The sequence below is a fragment of the Pseudoalteromonas sp. S4492 genome (genome assembly GCF_005886115.1).
Classification (GTDB): Bacteria; Pseudomonadota; Gammaproteobacteria; order Enterobacterales; family Alteromonadaceae; genus Pseudoalteromonas; species Pseudoalteromonas gelatinilytica.
On sequence record NZ_PNCP01000027.1, the window covers coordinates 79,974 to 104,919 of the forward strand.

At 38.8% G+C, this 24,946-nt stretch carries 16 protein-coding genes; 14 read left to right on the plus strand and 2 right to left on the minus strand.

Annotated features, from left to right (window positions below):
• Positions 1-3 precede the first annotated feature (3 nt).
• The 11 genes from CWC28_RS08520 to CWC28_RS08570 all read left to right on the plus strand — a co-directional run bounded on the left by CWC28_RS08520 (position 4) and on the right by CWC28_RS08570 (position 21,032).
• The gene (locus CWC28_RS08520) at positions 4-6,282 is read left to right on the plus strand and encodes a DEAD/DEAH box helicase (RefSeq protein ID WP_138624983.1); all 6,279 of its coding nucleotides are present in this window, start codon (positions 4-6) and stop codon (positions 6,280-6,282) included.
• Between the two features lie 185 nt (positions 6,283-6,467).
• Positions 6,468-6,803, plus strand: coding sequence for a DUF4258 domain-containing protein (locus CWC28_RS08525; RefSeq protein WP_130167724.1), 336 nt, complete (start codon positions 6,468-6,470; stop codon positions 6,801-6,803).
• Positions 6,804-6,850: 47 nt separating this feature from the next.
• Positions 6,851-7,543 carry a vWA domain-containing protein gene (locus CWC28_RS08530; protein ID WP_130167723.1) on the plus strand — a complete coding sequence of 231 codons (693 nt, stop codon included), beginning with the start codon at positions 6,851-6,853 and terminating at the stop codon, positions 7,541-7,543.
• Positions 7,537-8,226 (plus strand): PP2C family serine/threonine-protein phosphatase, encoded by a 690-nt coding sequence (locus CWC28_RS08535; RefSeq protein WP_130167722.1) that lies wholly within the window; start codon positions 7,537-7,539, stop codon positions 8,224-8,226. Before CWC28_RS08530 ends, CWC28_RS08535 begins: the two co-directional genes overlap by 7 nt.
• Positions 8,227-8,252: 26 nt before the next feature.
• Positions 8,253-9,713 carry a serine/threonine protein kinase gene (locus tag CWC28_RS08540; RefSeq protein WP_130167721.1) on the plus strand — a complete coding sequence of 487 codons (1,461 nt, stop codon included), beginning with the start codon at positions 8,253-8,255 and terminating at the stop codon, positions 9,711-9,713.
• 4 nt (positions 9,714-9,717) lie between these two features.
• Positions 9,718-12,996 carry a DEAD/DEAH box helicase gene (locus tag CWC28_RS08545; RefSeq protein WP_130167720.1) on the plus strand — a complete coding sequence of 1,093 codons (3,279 nt, stop codon included), beginning with the start codon at positions 9,718-9,720 and terminating at the stop codon, positions 12,994-12,996.
• Entirely contained in the window at positions 12,993-14,486 is a 1,494-nt protein-coding gene (locus CWC28_RS08550) for a hypothetical protein (protein ID WP_130167719.1), read from the plus strand. The genes CWC28_RS08545 and CWC28_RS08550 overlap by 4 nt, the downstream gene beginning before the upstream one ends.
• Positions 14,486-16,906, plus strand: a complete 2,421-nt coding sequence (locus CWC28_RS08555) for an AAA family ATPase (protein WP_130167718.1) — start codon at positions 14,486-14,488, stop codon at positions 16,904-16,906. The genes CWC28_RS08550 and CWC28_RS08555 overlap by 1 nt, the downstream gene beginning before the upstream one ends.
• Complete coding sequence (locus CWC28_RS08560; protein ID WP_130167717.1) at positions 16,906-18,747, plus strand: hypothetical protein; 1,842 nt, start codon at positions 16,906-16,908, stop codon at positions 18,745-18,747. Before CWC28_RS08555 ends, CWC28_RS08560 begins: the two co-directional genes overlap by 1 nt.
• A gap of 145 nt (positions 18,748-18,892) precedes the next feature.
• On the plus strand, positions 18,893-19,867 hold the full coding sequence (locus CWC28_RS08565; RefSeq protein ID WP_130167716.1) for a WYL domain-containing protein: 975 nt from the start codon (positions 18,893-18,895) through the stop codon (positions 19,865-19,867).
• A 61-nt stretch (positions 19,868-19,928) separates the two neighbouring features.
• Positions 19,929-21,032: a cell division protein FtsZ gene (locus tag CWC28_RS08570; protein WP_249324953.1), complete on the plus strand. Its 1,104-nt coding sequence runs from the start codon at positions 19,929-19,931 to the stop codon at positions 21,030-21,032.
• 69 nt (positions 21,033-21,101) lie between these two features.
• Here the strand turns inward: CWC28_RS08570 and CWC28_RS08575 are convergent, their stop codons facing one another.
• A complete protein-coding gene (locus CWC28_RS08575; RefSeq protein ID WP_130167714.1) occupies positions 21,102-21,464 on the minus strand; it encodes a hypothetical protein in 363 nt (120 codons plus the stop codon).
• Positions 21,465-21,595: 131 nt separating this feature from the next.
• Positions 21,596-22,471 carry a hypothetical protein gene (locus tag CWC28_RS08580; RefSeq protein WP_138624984.1) on the minus strand — a complete coding sequence of 292 codons (876 nt, stop codon included), beginning with the start codon at positions 22,469-22,471 and terminating at the stop codon, positions 21,596-21,598.
• Between the two features lie 785 nt (positions 22,472-23,256).
• On the opposite strand from CWC28_RS08580, the gene CWC28_RS08585 reads away from it, so the two are divergent.
• From CWC28_RS08585 to CWC28_RS08595, 3 genes are all read left to right on the plus strand, one after another.
• Entirely contained in the window at positions 23,257-23,457 is a 201-nt protein-coding gene (locus tag CWC28_RS08585; RefSeq protein ID WP_138624985.1) for a hypothetical protein, read from the plus strand.
• Positions 23,447-23,692: a hypothetical protein gene (locus tag CWC28_RS08590; protein WP_138624986.1), complete on the plus strand. Its 246-nt coding sequence runs from the start codon at positions 23,447-23,449 to the stop codon at positions 23,690-23,692. Before CWC28_RS08585 ends, CWC28_RS08590 begins: the two co-directional genes overlap by 11 nt.
• Before the next feature lie 708 nt (positions 23,693-24,400).
• Positions 24,401-24,793 (plus strand): hypothetical protein, encoded by a 393-nt coding sequence (locus CWC28_RS08595; RefSeq protein WP_138624987.1) that lies wholly within the window; start codon positions 24,401-24,403, stop codon positions 24,791-24,793.
• Positions 24,794-24,946: the final 153 nt, after the last annotated feature.

Here is a 24,946-nt window from a genome sequence, read left to right on the forward strand (position 1 = left end):
TCAATGACTAATAATATTCCGTTTACTGAGTTATACGAAGATATTTGTGAGCGAAGCTCTCAAGCAATATTGAGCAAAATGAGGTTACGAAGCTCATCTCTGCGTAACTATATTCACCAAGAGTTATCAGCAAGATTTGGAGAAGGGAATAGTCTTTTGGCAGATCCTATTTTTGAGGCAATGTTTGGTTGGAATCCTTCAAAATCATCGCTGTTAGACTTAGTTGAAAAGAAAAAATTATCCACTTCTTTTTTTAATAACTTAACAACCCCACCATTGCCAAAACCAGCTGAAAAAGAGGATTACAAAGAGGAGCATGCTTCTCGGTATTGTAATGATATTAAGGAAGACTATTCATGGCCAGAAGCTAGACCACCATATCAACATCAATTAGAAGCTTGGGGTTATTTAATGGATGATGATGTTAAGTCGGTAGTTGTGACAAGTGGTACAGGTTCTGGTAAAACGGAATGTTTCCTTGTGCCACTATTAAACGATTTAGCAAAACAAGCTGAAGAGTCTGAAGATGATTTAGTTGGGGTACAGGCACTTTTTCTATACCCATTAAATGCACTAATAAATTCTCAACGAGAGCGTTTAAGTTCTTGGACAAGAGGATTTGAAGGTAAAATTAAATATAGTTTATACAATGGCGATACTGATACTAAGCCTCCTAAAAAAGACATATTAAGGAAAGAGCAAGCTGATACGCCTGAGAGGGTTAGATATAGAGAGATTATTAGAAATACTCCCCCACCAATACTGTTAACCAACGCAACAATGCTTGAATACATGCTGGTTAGACAGGAAGACCAACCAATAATTCAGCAATCTGAAGGTAAGCTCAAGTGGATAGTATTAGATGAAGCACATACTTATGTGGGGTCGCAAGCAGCAGAGATTTCCTTATTGTTAACGCGTGTGATGCACGCGTTTAAAGTAAACCCTAGAGATGTTCGTTTCGTGGCAACGTCAGCCACAATTGGCGATAAAAATAATCAAAAAGAAACAAATGAGCAGTTAAAGGCTTACTTAGCGAAGCTAGCTGGTATTGAGACAACACAAATCCATGTAGTTAATGGTGATCGATTAATCCCTGCTATAAAAGATAATGATTCTACCGCGAAGCTAGATATTGAATATGCATCTTCATTAGATAGCCGAGAGTTATTTAGTTACTTATCTAGCTCACCAGTAGCTAAAAGTTTAAGAACAAAGTTAACAAAAAGGCCCATGAATTTAGTTGATATAGCTAAAGTCCTTTGGCCGACGGAAAATAAGTTAACCACTAATCATAAGAGAAAAGCGCTGTTACTAATTGATTTAATGGCGAAAGCATATTCGAGGCAGTATGGTGATCCCCAGGCATTTTTACCTGTTAGAGCACATTTTTTCCATCGAGCACAAAAGGGAATTTGGAGCTGTATTGATAACCACTGTCCTGAGAAAAAAGGCACTTTGCTAGAAAGTGGTTGGGAATTTGGCAAAGTTTATCTTGAAGAGAGGCGACATTGTGATTGTGGCGCACCAGTATTTGAGTTGGCTCATTGCTCTGGATGTGGGACAAGTTCTCTAAATGCTGAAGAATTAGTTGTATCTGGAGGTAAGAGACAATTAAGTGTAAGGATTGGTGAGTTACTTGATGATTATGCTGATGAAGTCGAGATGCAACTAGATGATTCAGAACAAGAAGAGCCTGAAAGTGAAGTTCTAATGACTAAGCATGCTCAAATCTTTTCAGCATTAAAATCAGAAAAAGGAATTAGGTATTTAAACTTCAAAACAATGGCACTTTCATCTTCTTATGAAGAAGATAGTCACGCGATTAGCATTATTACAAACGATGATCATGATGGTTTACGTTGTGCTTGTTGTGAGAAAGTTGAAAAACAAACAGGTACGAACTTTAAGCGAGCAATACTTGGTGCACCATTTTTGATGGGGACTGTTGTACCTACTATGTTAGAGCACGCCCCAGGAAAAAGTGATGATGTAAAAGATCTTCGTGGTAAACGAATGATAACTTTTACTGATAGCCGACAAGGCACGGCTCGTTTTTCAGCAAAAATGCAACTTGACTCAGAGAGAAACTTTGTCCGTAGTTATGTTTATCACCGTTTGGCAAATTTGAGTGAACAAAATGAGTTGGATGAATCGACACAGGGGATCATAGATGCTCTTAAGTCTATGGGGAAAACAGACGAAGAGATCATGAATGCTGTCCCTAAGTACCGTGATTCAATATCAAGTACCTCATCAGTTTCGTGGTTTGATTTAGTAGAGCAGTTATCAAGCACTGGTGAAATTCAGTTACTTTCTGGTGCGATAGAAGCTGAACTAACAGGTGACAAAAAAGATCAGTTACAAATAGGCGAATATGCAGATAAAGAATCACTGCTTTCAGATCCAAAAAATTTAGCAAGACTATTCTTATATCGAGAGTTTGCTCGTAGACCAAAGACGCAAAATAGTTTGGAAACAATGGGGCTTGTCGCATTAACATATCCTGCTATTGATGCTATCAACGAAGAGCCTCAGTCATGGCGAAGTATAGGGTTGAATAATCTAGATGATTGGAAAGACTTCCTAAAAATATGTGTAGATTTTTGGATTCGTGAGAATACCTTTGTTGATATACCCAAGTATTATTTGAACTGGATGGGGGCACGAATTATGCCTCGAAGTCTAATTAGCTCTGATGACTCACCAAGAGATGAAATAGAAAAGAAAGCACTACGTAATTGGCCTATGGCTAAGCCAATAGGAAGTATGCATCGATTGGTTCGAATGTTGGCAAAAGCGACGGGATTAAACCCAAAAGAAAACTGTATATTATTCAATGATGTGCTGGGGGATGCCTGGAAAAAACTTCTAGAAACACATATATTAATTAAAGATTATAAAGATAGAGGTTATCGCTTAAATTTTGAAAAGGTAGCCGCTCCTCAATTAATGACTAAAGGTTGGTTGTGTCCCTACACCAGCCGAATTTTAGATACTACATTAAAAGGTATCTCTCCTTATTTGCCAAATGAAGATGAACGATTTGAGTACTGTACAAAGATAGATGATTTAACTTCAGAAGAGTTTATTGAAAAAGGTAGGGAGCAAGGTTACTGGAGTGATTTAAATGACCGTATTCTTGAGGGGGTTAGCTTAATACGTGCGGCGGAGCACTCTGCCCAACAACAAAGTTCGCGTTTAGCTGGATTAGAAAATGCCTTTAAATCTGGAAATATACAAATTTTAAGTTGTTCAACAACGATGGAGATGGGGGTTGATATTGGCTCCCTTTCAATGGTTGTTATGAATAATGTTCCTCCTGGTCCCGCGAACTATTTACAACGTGCTGGTCGTGCTGGTCGTAGGCAAGAGTCTACTGCTATGGCATTAACGTTTTGTAAATCTACCCCTCACGGTGAGCGTGTATTCTCCCACCCAAAGTGGCCATTTGAAACACCAATCAATGTACCAATTGTCTCGCTAAATAGTAAACCTCTAGTATTAAGGCATATCAATTCACTAGTACTTTCAACTTTTTTAATGTCAATTTATCAAAGAGATGAGAGTATTTTGCAAATGCATGCAGGTACATTTTTTCTTGAACCTGAAGCTGCTGGAAAATCAGTCATTCAACAATTCCAAGATTGGTGCTCAACAGATGCGCTCACTGATAAAAGGTTACTTAGAGGTATATCCCAACTGCGATTTGAAACAGTATTTTCCCTTTACGACAGTAAACGATTAGTTTCAATGGTTCAGGAAGAAATGCTCGAATCTTGTGATAAGTGGATGAAAGAATATGAATCCTTAAGTTTTCAATTGAGCCGTTGTGATAGCACGGGAGCGGGTGAGGCAGCTCTAAGGAAACTATCAGGTCAATTAAAACGTTTAAAAGAAAATTACTTGTTAGCTGAACTATCGGGAAGTGGTTTTTTACCTGGGTATGGTTTCCCTACAGGCGTTGTTGCGCTTGTAACGAATAGTAAAGATAGCAAGGAAAATCGGAATTCAGTTGGTAGTAAACAAAATAAATTCCAGCGAAGAGGCTATCCAAGTCGAAGTTTGGATGTAGCTTTAAGGGAATATGCACCAGGTGCGGAAATTGTATTAGACAGCATTGTTTATCAATCACAAGGCTTGCAATTAAATTGGAAAATGCCGTTTAGTGAAAATGAAATTACTGAACAGCAGCTATTCAGAGTTTCTTGGGAGTGTAATGAGTGCCACACTACGAGTACTTCTTTAACTAAGCCTGAATATTGTACAAATCCCGAGTGTTGTTCAAGTGATATTTCATGGCAGGAATATATTGTTCCGTCAGGGTTTACTGTCGATTATAGTACACCATTGCATAATGATTATACGCAGCCCAAATATTTGCCATTCAAAGAGCCTAAAATATCCTTAGAAGACGCTACTTGGCAACATCTACCTAACCCTGAGCTTGGTCGATATCGGACAAATGATAATGGAAAGCTGTTTCATTATAATGCGGGTAATGGTGCAGGTTATGCGCTTTGCTTGTGTTGCGGTAGGGCTGAAGCTTTGGATAACAACGGGGGTGTTTCTAAATTAACTAAACAGCATAAAAGGTTGCAGGGTACTAGTGTAGATAACAGTATTTACTGCCAAGGCCCTGAAAATTCTTGGGCCATCAAACAAAGTAAATTTGGTATCGATAATAAAGTGACGCATCCATTTATGTTGGGGCATGATGTTCAAACTAGTATTTTCGAGTTACAAATTAATGATCCATGTACAGGCAACGCCATATTTGACTCTAAATTAATGTATACCCTTGGTGTCGCCATAAGAACAAAATTGGCTCAACAATCTGGCATTACAACTAATGAGCTAGGTGTTGCTGTTCGTGATGTAACTCAAAGAGGTGGTTTAAAAGCTACAAGCTTATTTCTATATGATATGGCTTCACAAGGAGCTGGTTTTTCAACATCAATATTAAAGAACTTTACCGAAGTAATAGAGGCAGCGAAAACTTACCTCGGGACATGTACTAACACTGGGTGTGAAGGAGCATGTCACGCATGTCTTTTGGATTATGATACACAACATGAAATTGATAACTTAGATCGAGTTTATGCTAATGACTTCTTGGTAACGTCTCAATTTGTTGAAAAGTTAAGGTTGCCTAAAGAACTAAGGGCGTTTGGTAATGACACCTTAGTAGAAATGGACTGTATATCTTTATTAATATCGAAAGTTATTGATACAGATGTTACAGGTGTACGAATATATCTTGGTGGAGACATACAGGATTGGGATTGGCCTGAGTGGAAGTATAGGAATTGGATTAATCAACTTGCAGTATCTAATTTAGATGTCTCTATTTATATCGAAAGAAAATACCTTGAACACTTTCAGCCTGATATCGCTTGGAGCATTCAAAAAGATCTTGTTCCGAGTATTAAGTGGTATGCGAGTGAATTCGATGTTCTACCTATAGAAAGTGGACATATGTTATTTGATGTCATTAAAGGTGAAAGCGTTCAATCCTGGGGAACGCTAGATAAAAATGCTTGTTTCCCAAATGAAACTTGGGGTGAGCCTTTAGATACACTTATTGTTAAATCAACCCTTTCAAGTAGCAATGAACTAGTTGCTGAATTGGTCAACCTTGACAATATATCAAGCCAGTCATCTTTAAACTCTGCAACCGTTATAGATAACGTAGGCGCAAGATTAAATTGCAATGTCCAATCTTTTGGCAGCAACCTTTTAGCATTTATATCAGAACATGACGATAGTCTTTTAGAAAAAATATCATGTGGCATAGATAGTGCCTATTATTATGATAAGTTCTTAGTCTCTCCCTTAAGCTCATTCTTAATAATTAACTTTGTTGCTGCAATCAAAGAAAAAACAAATGAATTTGATTTGGAGCTTTACTCTGCATACCCGAAAAGAGATCGTGATAATAGAACACCTGTGTGTGTTGCTGATAATTGGCAAAATCATTCTGATCAGCCTTACTTTTATACACAGGTTAGTAAAAACTTTGGAATAACGGTATATCCCGAAGTTTCAGAGCCAAAGGATCTCCCACATGGTCGATTTTTACTCTTAAAACTGAAAGATGGAAGTGAAGTCAAGATCATATTTGATCAAGGGATGGGCTATTGGGCTACACGTTACCCATACCGGTTTAATACTTTTGATTTTACTAAAGATGAATTCGGGCAAGCTGATGCAGTCAGAAAATGGTCGTTTAAGTTAGAAGCTGCAAACCATGATTCATATATTGCAATTAAGTATGAGTAATATCGGATATGTATTTATAACTTCACTTTGAAATCTGGTGTATAGATAATTACTTATATGTAATAAATATTACTTTTTTAGGTTTTTGATGTCGGGGTTATTTATTAAGTTCCTGTAATTATTGACTTTTAATTGTGGTCTGGTTCTCGCAATACAAGGTTATCTAATCATGTGAGGAAAACGTTATGACCTTTATTGTAAAAGAACAAGATCGATTTTTCGTTGTACCAGACCTAAAAAATAGCCAGCACGCACAAATAAGAGAAGGGCAAAGAGGGATATCTAAAAAGCAGGTGATGCTTGCTTATCAATATGGTCGTGTTATTCACTCAAGGCGTGCAACCTATTACGTGATTGGTAATAAAGAAATTGAAAAGTATGGCTCTATTGAGCCAGAACTAAAAGCTATGAATGGAATTCAGCTTGTTATGTCCTCAAATGGAACAGTAATGACAGCCTTCCGAAATAAAGATCTTAGAAAGATCCGCCCATTCAAGCATAGTCACAAACACTTACACTAATTGAAGTTTGATTGGCTTACAGTTAATCAAAATTAAAAGGATAGAAAATGAGTTTAAAAAAATTTGCAGTAGCAAAAGCCAGAGCACTCCCTGTCATTATTCTAGCGGACACCAGTGGCAGTATGTCAGTGGACGGGAAGATTGCAGCGCTTAACGAAGCCGTTCGAAACATGGTTTCTACTTTTAGGCAAGAATCAGCACGACAAGCTGAAATTCAAGTGGGCTTAATCACCTTTGGTGGTGATAAGGCTGAAATGCACCTACCACTTGCTAAAGCATCTGAAATAGAAGCGATGCAGCCACTCGATGCGATTGGTCGCACACCAATGGGTCATGCGTTCGAGTTAGCGACGGAGGTGCTCGAAGATAAAGAACTGATCACATCTCGCGATTATCGCCCTGTATTAATTTTACTTTCGGACGGTATTCCAACAGACAGTTGGAAAGCAGGTTTAGAACGTTTAACCACGAGTGAACGCGGTCAAAAAGCCAGTCGTTTTGCAATGGCGATAGGCGCTGAAGCTAATATCGACGTACTTGAAGCATTTAACAATGATTTAGAAGCGCCAGTATTTAAAGCTAATGAAGCCAGAGATATTCACCGTTTTTTTAGAGCGGTCACCATGAGCGTAACTGCACGCTCTCAAAGTAGAACCCCGAACGAACTTGCACCGATTAACTTTGATGAGTTAGACAACGATGATGACGATTTAGGCTTAGATCTAGAAGGCCAATGGTAAGTATTCGCCATCTAAGTGTTTCTGTCATTGGGCCTGGTCATTTACTCAATGGTCAGACTAATCAAGATTCGGTGCTAGTAAAAAGGGTGCCTAGTGGTTGGCTCGCTGTAGTTTGTGATGGCATGGGATCCAAGGCTCATTCGGATGTGGGATCAAAACAAGCATGTCGAGCTGCATTTGATGTGATTAAGGCGGTTGATTTCAGCATTGAAAGTAAAGCGCTTATCAAGCGGGTTTACCAAAAGTGGTTGAACTCGCTTGGCGATTTTAAAGCCAGTGATGCAGTAACAACGTGTTTGATTGCTTGGGTTTCTGATAGCGGAGAGCTAAGAACGTTTCAGTTAGGTGACGGTTTAATTTTAACTTCGCAACAGACAGCTGAGCATTCGGATACAAATGATTTTGGCAACATAACTACAGGCTTAGGTAAATCTAAACAGTTTTCAGACTGGCAGATAACGAAGCAGAAATTGAGTGTAGGTGATGTGATTGCGCTTATGACTGACGGTATTAGCGAAGATCTGCACCAAGGCATGGAGCTGGACTTTGCACATTCGATTATTGAAAGCACTAAGGGCAAGAGCATTAGACAAGCTAAGGCTTGGCTAAAAAACGAATTTAGGAACTGGGGTACGCCGAATCACACGGATGATAAAACCCTCGCACTATTGGTTTTGAGCTGACTGTGCAAAATAAAGGTTATAAACAAATGACAAGTGAACAAACAAAGAAGCGCATTGTAACCGACACCTTTGGTCAAGAGTTTGAGTTAATCAAAAAGATAGGACAAGGTGGTCAGGGAGTTGTTTGTACAACTCAGGTTGATAACGTGCTGGTTAAAATGAGCACACAGCGATATAAAGATAAAAAAAGAAATTGGCTTGAGCATGTTCATTGGTTAATGAGGCAACCGTTAGAGCAATTAAACATTGCTAAACCATTCTCGCGCATTGCCATGAAAGGAAATAACTTTGGTTATGCAATGGAGTTGATGGACGGATTAATTCCTCTCGAATCGTTAATGAATGAAACTGAAGAATTAATTGCAGCGGAGGGGTCACCAGAGCATTACTTATCAACGGGTGGCTTAAAACGTCGAATGACTATTTTGGCAAAGCTTGCCAGAACACTCTCAGATCTTCATGCAAGGGGTTTAGCGTACGGTGACTTATCTCCTGCTAATATTTTTGTTTCAGCAAACCCAGATTACTCTGAAGTGTGGTTGATTGACTGTGACAACATTTGTGTCAATCAACGAGAAAGTTTTGACTCTTTGGTAGATGAAGGCAAGCCAGGTCGCATTTATAGTCCAGGTTTTGGTGCACCAGAAGTGGTTAATGGCGACAGCTTTGTTTCCTCGCTAACGGATGCATGGAGCTTTGCAATCGTCGCGATGAAGCTATTAACAACTAATCATCCATTTATTGGTGAAGCTGTTGAAAATGGTACACCTGAAGACGAAGAGCGAGCGTTTGCGGGTGAGTTACCTTGGATATACCACCCAACTGATCATGCAAATGCGCTAGATGAAGATTACCCCAAAGGCATTCCATTAGAACTGGTAGCGCTAAAGCCACTTTCCAATTTATTTGAACAATGCTTTAACGCGGGTAAAAACGATCCGCTAGCCAGACCGAGTTTAAGTGAATGGGCGGAAGTCTTTGAACAGCTTGCGCATATGCTAGTGAAGTGCCAAAACAACGAATGTAATGCTTCTTTTAACTTCTTGGTGAGTGACGGCCATTTAGAGTGTCCTTTCTGTGGTACTTCAATGAACAACAGCCAAGTCTTGTATATTCGTAATAACCTCCAAGATTTATCTATTTTAGAGCTACCTAACACAACGATTTACGATACATACGTTGATACGGGGTATCACCAAACGCTTAATATTGGCGAAACCATTGTACTCAAAAACTCTTGCCCTGGTTCTATGTACTGGCCTGAATCACAAGAGCTACTGTCGATACGCTTTACCAAAGAGGGTTTAGAGATCACTCCACTAGGTGCTAAATCTTTTGAGATGGGGATGGGTAAGAACAAACTTCAAACCTTCAACTCGAAAACACCAGTATCGGCTTCGACAAGAGCTAATCAATGGCTACTCATCAAACCAATCGTCGAGACCCCTGAGCCGCAAATAGCTAACCTGTTTAGGTTGAGGTGGTAAGCTGATGAATACGCAAGATCTTAAACATTTAACTCAAGAAAAGATCATTGAAGTTGCTATAGAAGAGGATGCTATTTCGGCTTTCGACTGTGAACAAGATATCTCTTTTCACATTATCCACGACGAGCTGTTTATTAAGCAAAATGAGCTTTTAGCACAGGTTACTAACGCTGAAGTATTTGATAGCTATGGCGACATTGAGCACTTTATTTGGATACCGATTTCTAAACAAGAAAATAAGGTGCTTATTCAAGCGATCCCCTGCTTACCAAATAATTTGGATTTTCACGAGCTGCAAATTTCTGTAGATGAAAACACTATTGAGCAAGTAGCTAAACTCGCAAAGCTAAAAAACAAAGACATTGATAGCGTAACTGATTGGCTAAAAAGCGAGTTTGTACTTGATGTAAATAACCAATCGAAAGTGCTAACAGCAATCAATAAAGCAAGCGTTGCTGAAAATAGAGGGCTAACGATTGTAGGTAAAACGAGTTTGCTAGAAGCGCAATATACACCAGAGCAAAGGATGTGGGCGAAATCGGTTAAGAAATTGCGCCGCAAGGTTAAGTTCGATTTGAGTTCGATAGATTGTGAATTATCGTTCGTTGACTTTACCGAAGTAGCTAGAATCAATGATCCCTTGATTAAGCAAAAGCTTGAGGAGTTAAATCGAGATAACTCAACATACATAAACTTATGGAATCAATACAACCAAAAAGTTAAAGAAAAAGCGCTGGAACTCGCCAATAACGCTGGCTTTGTTCGTTATATCAAAATCGATAAAGAAGACTCGATTGATGGTGTTAAATGGAAGTTTTACTTCCAAGAAAAAGATACTGATAAAGTTAACCGTTTAGTCTCCGCTTTAAGAGAAGAGCCTAACTCTACGCTAGAGATCAACAAGCGCTTACCTAGCTGGTTAGAGAATAATATTGGTGATATTGGGCTTGAAAAGGATGAAAAGGTAGAGAGTATTGCTGCTCAATTTTCGGGGCATACTAATCAGTATATAACGCTCAATTTAAACTCTTACGGAAAGCCTGAAGAAAAAGGTGTTATTTATTTGTCGATTAGTGGCTCAATTGTGCAAATGCAACGACGTGAGCAAGCAAGGGATTCAATAACAGGCTTTTTGAATCCAATGAAAGACCTACGTCTGTTAATTGAAGATCAAGATTTTAGTATTTCTAGGCAAAAACAAGCCAAAAATAAATTGAAGCCGTTAACCGCTGCGGCGAGAAGATCTTTCAAAGGTGAACCAACTCCAAAGCAGATAGAAGCATTAGATGTCGCTCTTAATACACCTGATATTGCCTTAATTCTCGGCCCTCCAGGTACGGGGAAAACCCAAGTTATTAGTGCGCTGCAAAATAGGTTGGCAGAAGAGCATAAAAGCAATTTAACGGGGCAAATACTACTTACTAGCTATCAAAATGATGCGGTGGATAATGTCATCGCTAGATCTGAGGCATTTGGTATTCCGGCGATTAGAGCGGATGACAATACCCGCGCCCCTTATTTATTGGAGCAGTGGAGCCAGAAACAAACAAGTAATTTAACTGAAGTTGCGAATGAGTTAGCTCAAAATGACGGCAGTTATAAAATTATAAAAAACATTCGCAAGGATATAGCGACAATTCTAGCTTCTCGTGTAGATAAAAAACAAAAACACGAGCGGATAAAAAGTCTTCTTGAGGATATTGATAATCTTAGGATAAATCACGGTTTTGATATACCTCAGTCCTTGAAAGCAAAACTTGAGCAACAGTTTGACACTCAAGTTGATGAGAACAACCCAACTTCTAATTCTTTGTTGCTGAGCCAAGTTAGAGGTTTACGAACCTCTGAACGAGCGTATTACGATGATGGCTATGAACAGTCTTTCAAGTGTCTATCCGCTTTACGCAGAACGGGGCGATATGAAGAACAAGCTGAAGTTCTTGATGAAATTATCGAAAAACTGACTCTCAGTGCTGAAGATTTTGAAAAAATTAAAGAAATAAAAAATAAGTTACTCGATGATTTAATCCCCGATTACCGACCTAAGTCGTTACAAGTTGAGCTTTCAAAAGAAGAAATATCAACGCTTCATCAATTGAATGAAGTTATCGCTAAGCACGCAATGAATTGTGCAGCGGGAATACCTGATGTTATCGAGGAGTATTTAGATTTAATCAAGTATCAACCGGATTACCTTGCAAAAAGTGTAAGAGACTACACAACGTCAATTGGTGCATCGTGCCAACGCTCTGCCGGTCAACAGGTTGTGAAGTATAAAGAGCAAATTAATGCTTCTTTAGATGAAGTTGGCGGAGACTTTACCTTCGATACGGTCATTGTGGATGAAGCTGCCAGAGCAAACCCGCTTGATTTGTTTATTCCAATGTCACTGGCAGTGAAGCGGATCGTATTGGTTGGAGATCACTTCCAGCTACCGCAAATGTTAGAACCCGATATTGAAAATGAAATGATTGAAGCAGGTGACTTGCAACAAGAGACTGCCAAAGCGATCAAAATGAGTCTTTTCGAACGATTATATACGCAATTAAAAGCTCGCCAAGCCAAAGATGGGATTCAGCGAACTGTGATGTTGGATACCCAGTTTAGGATGCATCCAGATATCGGCGGATTTGTTAGTCGTTCGTTTTATGAAGCTGAAGGAGAGCCAAAACTAAAAGCAGGCTCAAGGAAAGAGCATTTTGATCTCGGTATTGCTAAGTATAAAGGTAAAGTAGCCGAGTGGATTGATTTGCCATTACAGTCTGGCAAAGAGCAGCGTTCAGGGACTAGTTGGCAACGCGATTGCGAAGCACAAAAAGTTGTTAGTGAAGTGAAAGAGTTGTTTGCAGAAAATCCTAATTTAAGTGTAGGTGTGATTACCTTCTTTGCAGCTCAGCGAGAGTTAATTTTAAATAAGCTTGCGCAAGTAGGCATTTGCCAAAAATCAAAAGATGGTTGGGAGTATCTGCCAGGCTTTAAAACAACTGAAGAAGGAGAAGAAAAAATTCGAGTTGGCTCTGTTGATGCTTTTCAGGGGAAAGAGTTTGATGTGGTGATTCTATCAACGGTTCGCTCTAATGACTTTTCGGCATCAGATGAGAATGCATACCGAAAAAAATATGGCTTCATTCGCACGCCAAACCGTTTAAATGTGGCGTTTAGTCGAGCTAAGAGTTTAATTAAAGTTGTTGGTGATAAAGCGATGTTTTCTAGCGAGTCAGCTGAAAAAGCCATTCCTCAAGTATGGGCATTTATTCACGAACTCTGTGGGGTGAAATCATGATTACACATAGAGATATTCAAGATGCTTGCTACTTGAAAAGTAAGCTGAAGCGATACCAGAATGAAAAAGATATCTTTTGGCCGTTTTATCTATGGCGAGTAGCTGCGCCCAAAAGTAAACCAAGTTTGAATATTTTTCAGATGTTGGTGTTAAAGCTTATTTTGGCAGGGTGCCGCGACAACGAAAAATTATGCCGATATAGCAATTTAGATAAAGAGCTTATTAGGCACATATTAGCTCAGTTAACTAATGATGATTACCTTGATGGTTGGAGTCATACAGAAAAAGCCAAGCAGTTACTTTTAGGTGTAGAAGAGTCTACAAACGAGAAAACAAGTTATTACATACTTCAAGATGCAACAACGGGAAAGTTGATGCCGAGGGTACTTTCTACACTACCGCACATTGAAGGCATGGATTTCAGTGAGCGTTTCCCTCAATTTGTTCGAAGTAAAGGCTCTGGGAAGTTAGTAAAGCCCTTGTTAATAAGTAATAGCGTTAAGCCAGAAGCGCCAACGTCAGAGCAAATGAACACCAGCTTAAGAGCCTATCGCAGAGTATTGAACCAGTTAAAGCAAGCTGATTTTTATATATCTGACGATGCGTTAGAAGTTACCTACTCAATTGAGTTTATTGAGCCTGAACCTATCGCAGCGTTTATCCACACTAAGCTATTTTCAACAATTTCTGGTGAGCGCTCGTGGTATTTATCTGACCCAACGGGACTAACGGAAACCCTTCCTGAGCTAAATGATATTGCTGAACAGTTGTTAGATTCAAATAAGCATTTTGCTTCTAGAGTTAATGAAGTAATGGGGATCGCTGAAGATGAACATACGCTCAATTACAAGCAACAAGAACAGCTATTTGAGGAGCAGGCAAAAGTAGAGTTGTTATCAAACTATCCCTGGGTTCAAGAATATTCACTGATAGAAAAGCATGTCCTAGCAACACTGCGATTTAAGAACCAGGTTGAACAATCGCAAATACCTAGACCAGAAGTCTTGGATGGGTTGTTGAGTGAGTTGCAGAAAATAATCGAAGCTTGGTTAAAAACCTTTATGAAGCCTAATGAAGCCAGCAATGACTGGGAAGTTTTAGTCATGCGGTGGAACGGTAATCGACCTGTTTTTCAGCATGACAAAAGACTTATTGAGCAAATTTACTTAGGAGTTAGCGGCGTTAGTGCCTATGCCGCGAAAAGGTTAGCAACCGTTAGAGGGGGCAATGTTCAATCAGCAATGACAAGAGGCAACCAATCATTAAAGCCGATGCTTGCTGCGATGTTACTAACGTTTCCAAAGGTTGTGGAGCAATTATCAATTCAACTGCCTAACTGGCTAGACGATGCAATACGGCTTGCTGATGACAGAAACAATAAAGCCAGTCATGCGAGTGGTGAAGTTTTAACAAAAGAAGAGGTTATAAATCACCTCAATTCAGTAGATGAATTATTAAAAGTTTTAGAAAGAATATTAGGAAGTAAATAATGGCAAAACGAAACAAAGCACGGAAGCAGCCTGTAGCTGCAAATGCAACAAATCCATCAAATTCAACAGCGGATAAAATTGGTAGCGCTTTAGCTGCTGTGGACAATCTAGCAGAAAGTGATAGCGGTTCTGTTTTTGGCGCTATGGCTGAAAAGCTTAAGCTAGCAAAAACGTCACATGATGCTGCGAGTGAAGAGCAAAAAAAAGAAGCATCAGAATCTTACGGCAACGATATTCAAACTTTGGTTGGCGAACTTAAAAAGCTAGTAGAGCAAAACAAGAAGATTGAAGCGGATAATAGGCAAAGTTTATCAAGATCAAAGCAATTAGAAGAGTCGGTTGAAGAACTTAAAAAGAAAATCGAGTTAGAGAAAAAAGATTTAGATAAGCAATCTAAAGAGCTATTAGCAAACAAAAAGAAGAATGCAGAAGATACGGCTGAAATTGCCAACAAACTCGAAGAGCTAAAAGAGCAAGAACTTGATGCTGAAAATGGGTTTGCCGCAAAACACATGGAAATGCTGGATTCGTTTGAGGAAAAACAGAATAAGCTTCGCGAATCATTGGAACAGAAAAAATTAAATCTTGAAAAAGAAGTAGATGAGCTAACTAAAGCTAAACAATCGTTGAATGAAGCGGAAAAAGCCTTGCTTGAAGAAAAGCTACATGAGTTATCTTCTAAAGAAGCAGAATTAGACGAAAAAGAGTTCCAATTAAACCAAGAGAAAATACTAATTGAGAGAAAGCGTAAGCAAGCACAACTAACCAATGAAGAAGCCAGTAGCTATAAAATCTCACTAAAAGATGAAATTGAAAAAGAATTCACCTATCAGATATCTTCACTTGAAAACCAGAAGTCTAACCTTGAAAAGCAAATTGCTCAGTATGACCAAGGTGAAAAGCAGTTACTTGAAAAGTTGAGTTCATTTAAGGACATAGAGAGACAATTTGGTGACGCTACGCCACAAGAGGTTTTAGAGCAACTTAATCATTACAAACAAGAGGTAAGCAAACTGCGTTTACAGTTAGATGAGAAGCCTAGCGAACAGCTTGAACAAAATTACAAAGAGCTTAAAAAGACCTACGAAGCATTAGAGCAAGAATACAATAATGCTCATGCAGAGCTACAGCAAAATAAAGTGCAGCTTACAAAAAGTAGAATGTCCGTTATTGAGTTAGAGCAAGTTCAAAAGCAGAAGCAAACTTTGGAAAAACACAATCAATTACTAAAGGCAGCAGTTGATCAGTTGAGCGCTGATGTTGATGATCTAGTTAATAAGCAACAGACTAAAACCGCATTTCCAGCTCTGTTAGAGCTTGATAGCAAACTTAGAGCTAAAGGGACAACAGAGTCTATTCCTTCATTAAGAAACTTTGCAGAAGAGCTTCAGCATCGTATTGCTTGGGACTCTCATGAACAGAAAGAGTTGTACTATCGCCTTGAAGATATTTGGCTGTTTATTGCTGGCCTTGCTATGAGCCGTTTACATATCCTACAAGGGATCAGCGGTACAGGTAAAACAAGCTTAGCAAAAGCATTTGCAAGGGCTGTTGGTGGTGGTGTGAAAACCATATCTGTTCAAGCTGGCTGGCGTGATAAAGGAGATTTAATTGGTCACTTTAATGCGTTCGAGAAGAAGTTTTACGAGCAAGAAACTTTGCAAGCTTTATATGAAGCACAATCTCCGGCATACAGTGATCGTCCATACATCGTTTTACTAGATGAAATGAATCTTTCCAGACCAGAACAATATTTTGCAGAGTTTTTATCAGCTTTAGAATTAGATCCCAAAGACCGTATTCTTACGTTGATGACAACAGGACAACCTAATGGGCCTGAAAAGTTAATAGATGGAAGAAAAATTAAAATACCCGAAAACCTTTGGTTTATTGGCACAGCTAACCACGATGAAACAACGTTTGAGTTCGCTGATAAAACTTATGACCGTGCCCATGTAATGGAGCTTCCAAGGCATAAGAATTCGTTTGAAATCAACAAAGATCTTGAGCAAGTGACTTACAGTTTTGATTCACTTGAGGCAGCCTTTGAAGCGGCAGCTAACAAACATAACTCTCAAGTCACTAAGCTTATTAAAGCATTAGATGGTTCTGAGCTTTCAATGATTTTAGAGGAAGAATTCAATGTTAGTTGGGGCAATCGACTAGAAAGGCACTTGATTAGATTTATACCAGTGATGCTTGAGTGTGGTAGTGATTTGGGTTTTGCCTTGGATCATATGTTAGCAACTAAGGTGTTAAGGGCGGGTAAAGCGACTGGCCGTTATGACACTGAGCATGAAGATATTTCAAATCTAATTGATGCATTAAATGAGTTTTGGCGTACTCAAGGCTTTAATTCCAAACCTGAAGCGAGCTTGAAACTCTTAAATAATGAATTGAAGAAAAAGAGTAGTCTTTAATGATTACTTGGTATGACAGATTTAACGGGAAGTTAGTAAAACAGCTTCCTGAAAATATTGTGTCTGGAAGATATGCGGCTCAGGCACCGTGCATTTTTAATGGACATTCAAATATTCAGCCAGATGATTTTCTTGTTAGTGATGGAACAGAAAAGTTTCACATTGGATCTCAAGTAGGCTCATTTATTCATAATGAAAAGTCGGAACAACTTGAGACCGAATTAGAAATTATCGAGAGCGCAATACTCGCATATCAAGATGCGGTTGACTTGGGGAAAGATAGCTCTTTTCTTATACCAGATAAATTACTTGCTCGCTTTGAATTGAGTAAATTTGAGGAATTACTAGTCGATGTTCTAAAAAAAGGGCATCTCCAAGAAATTGCCAGGCGGCCTAGAATGGAGTTAATTTATGAAGAGCATCTTGTTCCAGTATCCAGGGCTAAAAAAGTTGCACGCTCCGCCAATGCTCACCTAGCTTCTCATTCAGAGTGTTGGCAAACCAGGACATTAACTGGTGTGATCCCTAAACAAATCCTCGCTTTAGAAAGTGAGGACCAGCTCAATATTTATGAAAATCGAGTCTATGTGAAATTATTGGGTAATATTGAGCAATATTTAGTTAAGCGCATTTTAGAAGTTAAAAAATTAGAAGAAATATTCAAGCAAGCAGTGAGTTTTCAGAATGCGGACGGTATTTATTTTGAGTTGCGGAACAGTATCTTTACCTTATGGGGAGAAGGCTTTTCTGATGATGAACAGGCGGATGATGCCGCAGTACACGGAATAGCAACACTTGAACTGCTAACGAAGATGTTGAAAAAAATAAGAACATTACAACATTCAGGTTTGTACCTAAAGTTAACTCATAATATTCATGTTCCGCTTAAGTTAAATATGACCAACGTTTTGTCACATGATCAGCATTATCGTCATGTAGCAAGGTTATGGAATAGTTGGTTGGATACTCAGCAAGCTAATAACCTCGATTCTGAACAAATCTTTCAACGAAATAAGAAGCTTGCAGTTGCATATTCACAATATTGTCGTGACTTAGTGAAACGAACATTGCATGAACTTGGTTTTAATGAATTGACACCAAACTGTTTTAAAAGAAATGGAAACCAGGCCATTTATCTTGAGGTAACAACTGGCTCTGAAATCGTATTAAAAACACCTGAACATAGTTTATTCTTTATTCCGTGTTTCAACAATAGTATTGACCTCTCAGACACAGAGTTGATGGAAAACAGTCAAAGGATATTGCTTTCTTTAGGTTCTTCTGTAGAAATGAATGAAAAATACCTTTGTACTGCACCAACCAATTTTTATTCATTAGAACAGCTAGCTGTTTTGATTTCGAAGTGGTTAATCAGTCAAACATTGCGAACTATTGGAATTACAATATCTAAAGCTCCATCACTGCTTTTAAAAGCGTTAAACCGAATGAATGCAAATGGCTATTGGAAGTTTGAGAATAATAGCATCACCATAATAAAGCCATGTCTAGCTACTAAACCCAAGCTACTGGAGTTTAAGAAAGAGCATAAGCAGGATGTTTCTATCGCCCAGGCTGTTGATGCAGTTACTGAGGCCGCAGAAAGATTTGAAGAGTTGTTGTATTGCCCTTGTTGTGGCGAAAAAGCCAATGAAGAACAATGGATTTCTAGGGATGAAAACTGTTTCGCTATTAGAAGGTCTAGCTGTAATCATAATTGGGAGGTGCAACGTATTCCAGATGGGGTTAACGTATTTATCATAAAACCAGCTAAACTATCAGAGGTTAATGTTCCATATAGATTTGAAGACTACGGTCGATACCAAATGCAAGTTAAATTATGATGACTAGATAAATTTGATTTTGTGATTAATATTCTAAATTGATCACAAAATTAAATCTCTTCAGTTAGCTATAGTTTATACAACATTGGTTGGCAATTAAGCCCTTTTTTCTATTATATTAAATATTAGTTGAGGCTTTGAGATAATGTTAATCCAACGCTATCACTTAATTTTGAATAGTATTCCAATTGAACCGCAGCGTGTTTCAGTACTCGACTTAAAAGTTAAGCTCTTAAATCATGGTATTGACCTCTCAACACGCATGTTGCAGCGTGATCTTCAATCTTTATACGATCAAGGCTGTTTTGGCCTTGAAAAAGATACACGAACAAAACCTTATGCATGGTCTATTAGTAAGGATTGGCGGGGAAGCTCACCGCTACTAAGTATTGAGCTTGCTCAGCATTACTTACTGCTTGAGCAGCTTCTGCCACAGAATATCCCTGTAGATATTAAACAAACAATTCATGCTAAAGCTGATATTGCATTACAGCGACTAAATGGCATCAAACCTGAATGGTTAAACCTAGAAAATAATAGCTCGATTAAGGTGAATCTTGACAGCAAGGTTGTTGAACAAATCGAGCATGCAATAAAACATAATCGTTCAGTTAGTGCTGAGATTTATCGCGTTTTATATGATCAGGCACACTGGTTAGCTTTTACTGAACTTAGCTTCTATGGTCTTGAAGAAGACAACGGAATTCTTATGGCGCAGTTTATGGTAGGGACGCTGCATGACAAGTGCTATCAGATGCCGGTTTATCGTATTCGTAATGTGAAAGTATTACAAAAGACACGGCGTGAACCAAATTTAGAGCAGTTAAGCTCTTTAAGATCTGCGATTAATAAAGGAAAGCGTCAGGACAGTATTAATTTGATTATCAAAGTGCCGTCTCAATCTTCATTGAATCAGGGGTTTGTACAATTTGGTGAGTTAATAGAGCAGAAAAAGTTAGATGCTCAAACATCACTGCTTAAATTCAATGTGCAGGACACTGAGCAATTAACAAGTGAATTGTTTAGAGCATCACATTGGCTTGAGGTAATAGAGCCTCAAGCTGTACGCAGCAGAATCATTAAAAAACTAAATGAGGCTTCAAACACTTATAACTTGTGACTTTTAGGTGCGTCAAAAATTGACGCACCTTGTTGTTATGCTCTTTAAAAAATGAGGAGCAATGATGTTTGAGTTAGTTGAGAATTTAGATGGCTTGTCTATTGGCGTATTTGGTATTGGTGGCTGCGGTTGTAACACTGTTAATACCATTTTTAATGAGGTTCAAAACCCGCAAACTAAGTTTTACTGCGTTAATACTGATAAGGTTGTATTAGAGCACTCTCAAAGTGATGATTTTGTGTTGATAGGTGCTGAGCTTACAAACGGCTATGGCGCTGGCGCAGACCCAGCAATAGGGTTACTCGCCGCACAAGAAAGTGAAGAGCAATTATTAACGCTTATCAAAAGTTGCGATATTCTCTTATGCGCAACTGGCTTAGGAGGTGGCACTGGCACAGGAGCTAGCCCATACATAGCTAAGTTAGCCAAAGATCTTAATAAGCCTGTAATCTGTATTGCAACATTACCCTTTACCAGTGAGGGGGATTTTAGGCGAAAAGTAGCTGAGCAAGGGCTTGATGAATTAAAGCAGTTCGCTAATGCTGTTGTCACTTTACCAAATGATCAACTTATTGAGGTGCTTGGCAATGACATTGGCTTATTTGATGCCTTTAAGCACAGTAATCAAATTTTACATTCTTTAATTACCTCACTCATTGATATGCTGTGTTATCAGGGATTAATTAACGTAGATCTGCGTGACTTTCAAAGAGTAATGGACGCCCAAGGCGATGCTGTATTGGGGGTTGGAAAGTGTGCAGATGAAAGCGATTTACAAATGGCTCTTACGCAAGCCCTGAGTAACCCTCTGGTTAGCAGTGTTGATATGAGCACAAGTACAGGTGTTATTGTACAAATTAATTGTGTCGATGAGATTTCATTAGGTAGTTACAACACCATCATGGATACAGTACGTCATCAAGTTAGCCCTAACGCAGTGGTTATTTGTGGTGCTTCTAAAATTACGAGTTTGGCGAATAACTTTGAAATACTCATCATAGCCACTGGTGCAAAAAGTCAGTTAATTCATGCCAAAAACATAGATGAAACAATACCTAAAGTAGAGCAAACAACAAAAGCTAAAGCAGTTGTATCTAGTCAAAGTGATATTTTTGATATTCCGGCTTTTATACGCAGTCAATCACCAGCTCCCTCTGGTAAGTAGTTTCACAAGGTTACCACCAATCTAGCTCTGCGTATCTGTGCTCAGTTATTTGGTAGTATTTTATTTGTTCTAAATACTACCAAAGCAATTGTAATGAGGATCAGTAAAGAACCTGACATTTGTATCTAGTAAAGAAAAATTAGCTTTTATCTTTGTAACTATATGCTTTTTAAACAAGTTTTTGTCTAAATATACGTATGAGGCATTTTGATCAACATTAAAAACAACTCGACCTCTGGGAAAGTTGTAGTAGTCAGTGTTGTCTAGCATTAAACCAAACAATTGATAAATATTATTATCTTCCCACTCAACTTGGTGTTGCAGCGTGCTATCAATAAATCCAAGTTGATCTGGCTTTAAGTCGATAGCACTTTGAGCTTTAAAGACTAATGTGTTTTCAGCAAACCAAAAGATGCCAACTTTGTTATTCATTAAGGGCTCCTAAATTTATTTTTCCCGACATTACTCGGTTATGCCCAATTTAGAACCCTTCTTCATAGCCCATTTCTGCGAAAAATTTCTACTTTTTATATGGTGCTATTATCGCCACTGGTAAGCAAAATCTAAATGCTATAAAACCTCTCACTTATTTCATCACATAGCTTGGTTCGATAGATAATCGATGATTGCAGTAGCTCGACATCTTCAGGCGATAGGAGAGGGTGGCGAGTTTTCTTATCGAATCGTGTTGTCATTTCTTCGAATAATTGTTCATGCAGGCGCTTTATGTCGTCAAAAATTTGCTGCGATTGGGAGAATAAAAACACTTTGTCGTAGTCGCCATTTTTAAGTGAGGCTAGGTACTTTAGAAGAATGGCTTGCCGTGCTGTTTTGTTCTTGAAGGAGTGTTCGACTTCTATAGCTGTAATTGAGCCATCTAATAAGCGTACTGCGCCATCGACTGTTCGGGTCTCTGTGCTTGTATTGGCGCGCTTGAATTCGGGTTCAGTGATAAAGCTTTGCCACATGGGGGCGTAGGTGCCATCATTGTGATAATTGTGAATGCCTCTTAGCATCACAAAGGTGTTAATAAGGTTATGCATAACGTTGTTATGGTTAAACTGTAAAGCGGGGTTGGTATTGGCTCTGAAGTAGACATCAATATTCATTATTTCTTCAGCGTACTTTGCGGCGCTGTAGGTTGGAACATAGACGCGCCCATCGGGGCTGCGATGTGTTTTAACGAGCTTTAAAAAGCCATCACTAGTGAGTCTATTTAAATGCTCCAAGGCTAATCGGTGTGAGATGCCATAAAGCCAACTCACAAGGCCTGGTGTGATGATAGTAAATCGAATGGCAATAAGGATTGAGAGCTTAAGGCGATTGCTAAACTTTTGATGATTGTTTGCACCTTCATAGTAGCGCATATCAATATCAAAATAGCGAGGGTAGGCAAGCTGAAGTTGGCTACAGGTATTGTTGTTTTGGATGCTTGTCATGTTTAAAGACCTTGGTTGTTAGTTTGAATCTTTAATTAACAACCCACCTTGCAAATTATCGCTGTTTAGCGATTATCTGCCGGTTTTCCTACCGGGATGCTTTGTACGCATGCCCGGTAGAGTTGTCGCGATGATTATCGCAACAACAGGCAGCTTTCAGCTGATGTCTTCACAACGTTGTTGTTCAAACATATGTCTTAAAACGCCCGTCATCTCTGATGTTGCTCCGCAACGAGCTGACTCAACGAGCTATCGCTCTAGCGTATTAAGCCATAGCGCGAATGTACCGAGCTACGCTCTGTACTCACCGCCACAATGCCGCTATATGAACAGGCGATGGGTGCCCCATTATCTGCCTTTATCATATCGCTTACTTTTCTATCGAAAAGGTGGTTCGCTTTTCAATTTGTACCAAATTTCAACCGAATTTCGCTAGGGCGAAACATCATCGCGGTGAGTACAGACCAGCTGTACATTCGCGCTGCTCCATGTTTCTTTGGCTTCGCCTACGGCACATTACGCGACTTATTGGTCTCATTCTGAGACGCTTTTTATTGCCTAATTTCGTTCCGAATTAGGCTGGATTTGATGTCTTTCAGACGAAAAAGTAAGTCTACTTCGTAACAAAACAAAGTAATATTGTTTGTGAATAGTGAGATAAATAGAAAAGAAGTAAGTGATAATTCAAACTGTTTGTTGCTGAGCTTCGCAGTCAAACAAGTTTGTTTTTTATCACAAAATCATTAACTTTTAAAGAGAACCCACCCACTCTAAGAGGTTAAAAAATGACGACTACATCGATTAATCCTGCAACCGGTTTACCTATCAATGATGCTGATAATGGCAATTGTGTAGATATAGGTGGCAACGTATTTGGCACAGATAACAGTGATTTTTCTGATACAACAAGCTGTGATTCTTTCTCTCTATTTGATGATACTGATTGGGGGATAGATATTTCTTGCGGTGGAATAGATGAGTTTTAAACACTCATTTATCTATCGCAATCGCATAGAGATTGTTATCGCACTGATTCTATTCAGTGGTGTTGGATTTACGTTTTATCAGCTTAAGGTCACAGATAATCTTGTATGGTTAATCGTAATGAGCCTGTTTTGCACCAAATTTGTAATGGGTGCAACGGGCTACTATCTCTATGCAGAAAAGCGCGCACCCAGCATGAAAAAGATGCTTGAGTATGTGTTACTAAGGTTTTACTAACCTCCTATGTTTGTCCACCAAAGCGACTATATGGCGCTTTTTTCGGTTTATAAGAGAGTAAAATCGTAGTTATATCAGAATTTAAAAAAGCGCCCACAGGGCGCTTAGAATTAAAGGTATTTGTCTCGTAATTTTGATTCTATGAAACTTAAAATGTCAGCACATATGTATGCCAAAATAATGTGCTCATAGCTTTCGAGTAAGTTAGCAGACGCCAGTCTAGAAGTTTCGGGGTAATCAAGAACCCACAAAAATATCGCAAGTGAGATAAACAGATAAATACTATTCACACCCACTCGAACTAACCCAAGTACGAGCTCTAAACAAAATGTCTTCACACAGGTTCTCCTCATTTGTACTGTGCAAATACGTATGTTTGTTAGGTGATAATTTATGGTTATTGATGAAGGCTAACTTGTTATTGCCCCTAAACGTGTTTAGGCGCATGACTCAAAAGAGCGAACTTCGGCCGTTCGAAATTACTGTTCTATTTCGTCAAAGCATATTGCTTGCATAGTCAGGAAAACGACCCAATCGCTCGTTTTTGTCCTGAGACAAAAGCTAGAATTACTGCATTTTAGTAGTAATGGCAATTAGTTAAGAAGTTTGTTACAAATGAGTCATTCAGAAAAGCGAGCGACGCAGTGGTAGAAAAACGCGCGATTCGCTCGCTATAAACATGTTAGTTGTAATAAGGAAGTTGAGCACTTGAATCTAGCTACATTAACTATTCGTGGTTCAAAAGAAGAATTAGAAATTGCCAAAGCCAAAATTCCTCCATTGCCATTTAGGAGTTGGTCTTGTGGGGACTCAATAATAGCGAGCAAAACTTATCAAGATTTTGGCTGTGTGTATGAGATTGCAGATACTGATACACCCATAGGATTAACTATTTCAATAGAAAAATTCCTTAATCAGTTGAAAGAACAATCGGTCAACTTCAATAAGTCAGGGCTTTCCGCTGAGTTATCTCTTGGTATAGGTGTTGGTGATGATGTTCAGTTTATTGCATCACTCCAGTTTTCGTTAAACACATTAGAGTTACTATTAAATTGTGGTATATCTATTGAGTATTCTGCTTACCCAGTTGGTGAAGAGTAAATTACAACTAACAAGGCCATTATGGCAATTGGACGCAAAACGCTTGGCTTGCGCTCATTCTTCGCTAAGTTTAGCCAAGCATTTGTGCGCCCCATATGGCGGCGTTAGCTGTACAGGGAAATATGGTTAATCCATCGAACTTCAGAGACAAAA

What these genes read in the sequence shown, in the direction of transcription:
- CWC28_RS08520 (WP_138624983.1), top strand. Translation starts at nt 4, where the DNA reads ATGACTAATAATATTCCGTTTACTGAGTTATACGAAGATATTTGTGAG.
- CWC28_RS08525 (WP_130167724.1), top strand. Translation starts at nt 6,468, where the DNA reads ATGACCTTTATTGTAAAAGAACAAGATCGATTTTTCGTTGTACCAGAC.
- CWC28_RS08530 (WP_130167723.1), top strand. Translation starts at nt 6,851, where the DNA reads ATGAGTTTAAAAAAATTTGCAGTAGCAAAAGCCAGAGCACTCCCTGTC.
- CWC28_RS08535 (WP_130167722.1), top strand. Translation starts at nt 7,537, where the DNA reads ATGGTAAGTATTCGCCATCTAAGTGTTTCTGTCATTGGGCCTGGTCAT.
- CWC28_RS08540 (WP_130167721.1), top strand. Translation starts at nt 8,253, where the DNA reads ATGACAAGTGAACAAACAAAGAAGCGCATTGTAACCGACACCTTTGGT.
- CWC28_RS08545 (WP_130167720.1), top strand. Translation starts at nt 9,718, where the DNA reads ATGAATACGCAAGATCTTAAACATTTAACTCAAGAAAAGATCATTGAA.
- CWC28_RS08550 (WP_130167719.1), top strand. Translation starts at nt 12,993, where the DNA reads ATGATTACACATAGAGATATTCAAGATGCTTGCTACTTGAAAAGTAAG.
- CWC28_RS08555 (WP_130167718.1), top strand. Translation starts at nt 14,486, where the DNA reads ATGGCAAAACGAAACAAAGCACGGAAGCAGCCTGTAGCTGCAAATGCA.
- CWC28_RS08560 (WP_130167717.1), top strand. Translation starts at nt 16,906, where the DNA reads ATGATTACTTGGTATGACAGATTTAACGGGAAGTTAGTAAAACAGCTT.
- CWC28_RS08565 (WP_130167716.1), top strand. Translation starts at nt 18,893, where the DNA reads ATGTTAATCCAACGCTATCACTTAATTTTGAATAGTATTCCAATTGAA.
- CWC28_RS08570 (WP_249324953.1), top strand. Translation starts at nt 19,929, where the DNA reads ATGATGTTTGAGTTAGTTGAGAATTTAGATGGCTTGTCTATTGGCGTA.
- CWC28_RS08575 (WP_130167714.1), bottom strand. Translation starts at nt 21,464, where the DNA reads ATGAATAACAAAGTTGGCATCTTTTGGTTTGCTGAAAACACATTAGTC.
- CWC28_RS08580 (WP_138624984.1), bottom strand. Translation starts at nt 22,471, where the DNA reads ATGACAAGCATCCAAAACAACAATACCTGTAGCCAACTTCAGCTTGCC.
- CWC28_RS08585 (WP_138624985.1), top strand. Translation starts at nt 23,257, where the DNA reads ATGACGACTACATCGATTAATCCTGCAACCGGTTTACCTATCAATGAT.
- CWC28_RS08590 (WP_138624986.1), top strand. Translation starts at nt 23,447, where the DNA reads ATGAGTTTTAAACACTCATTTATCTATCGCAATCGCATAGAGATTGTT.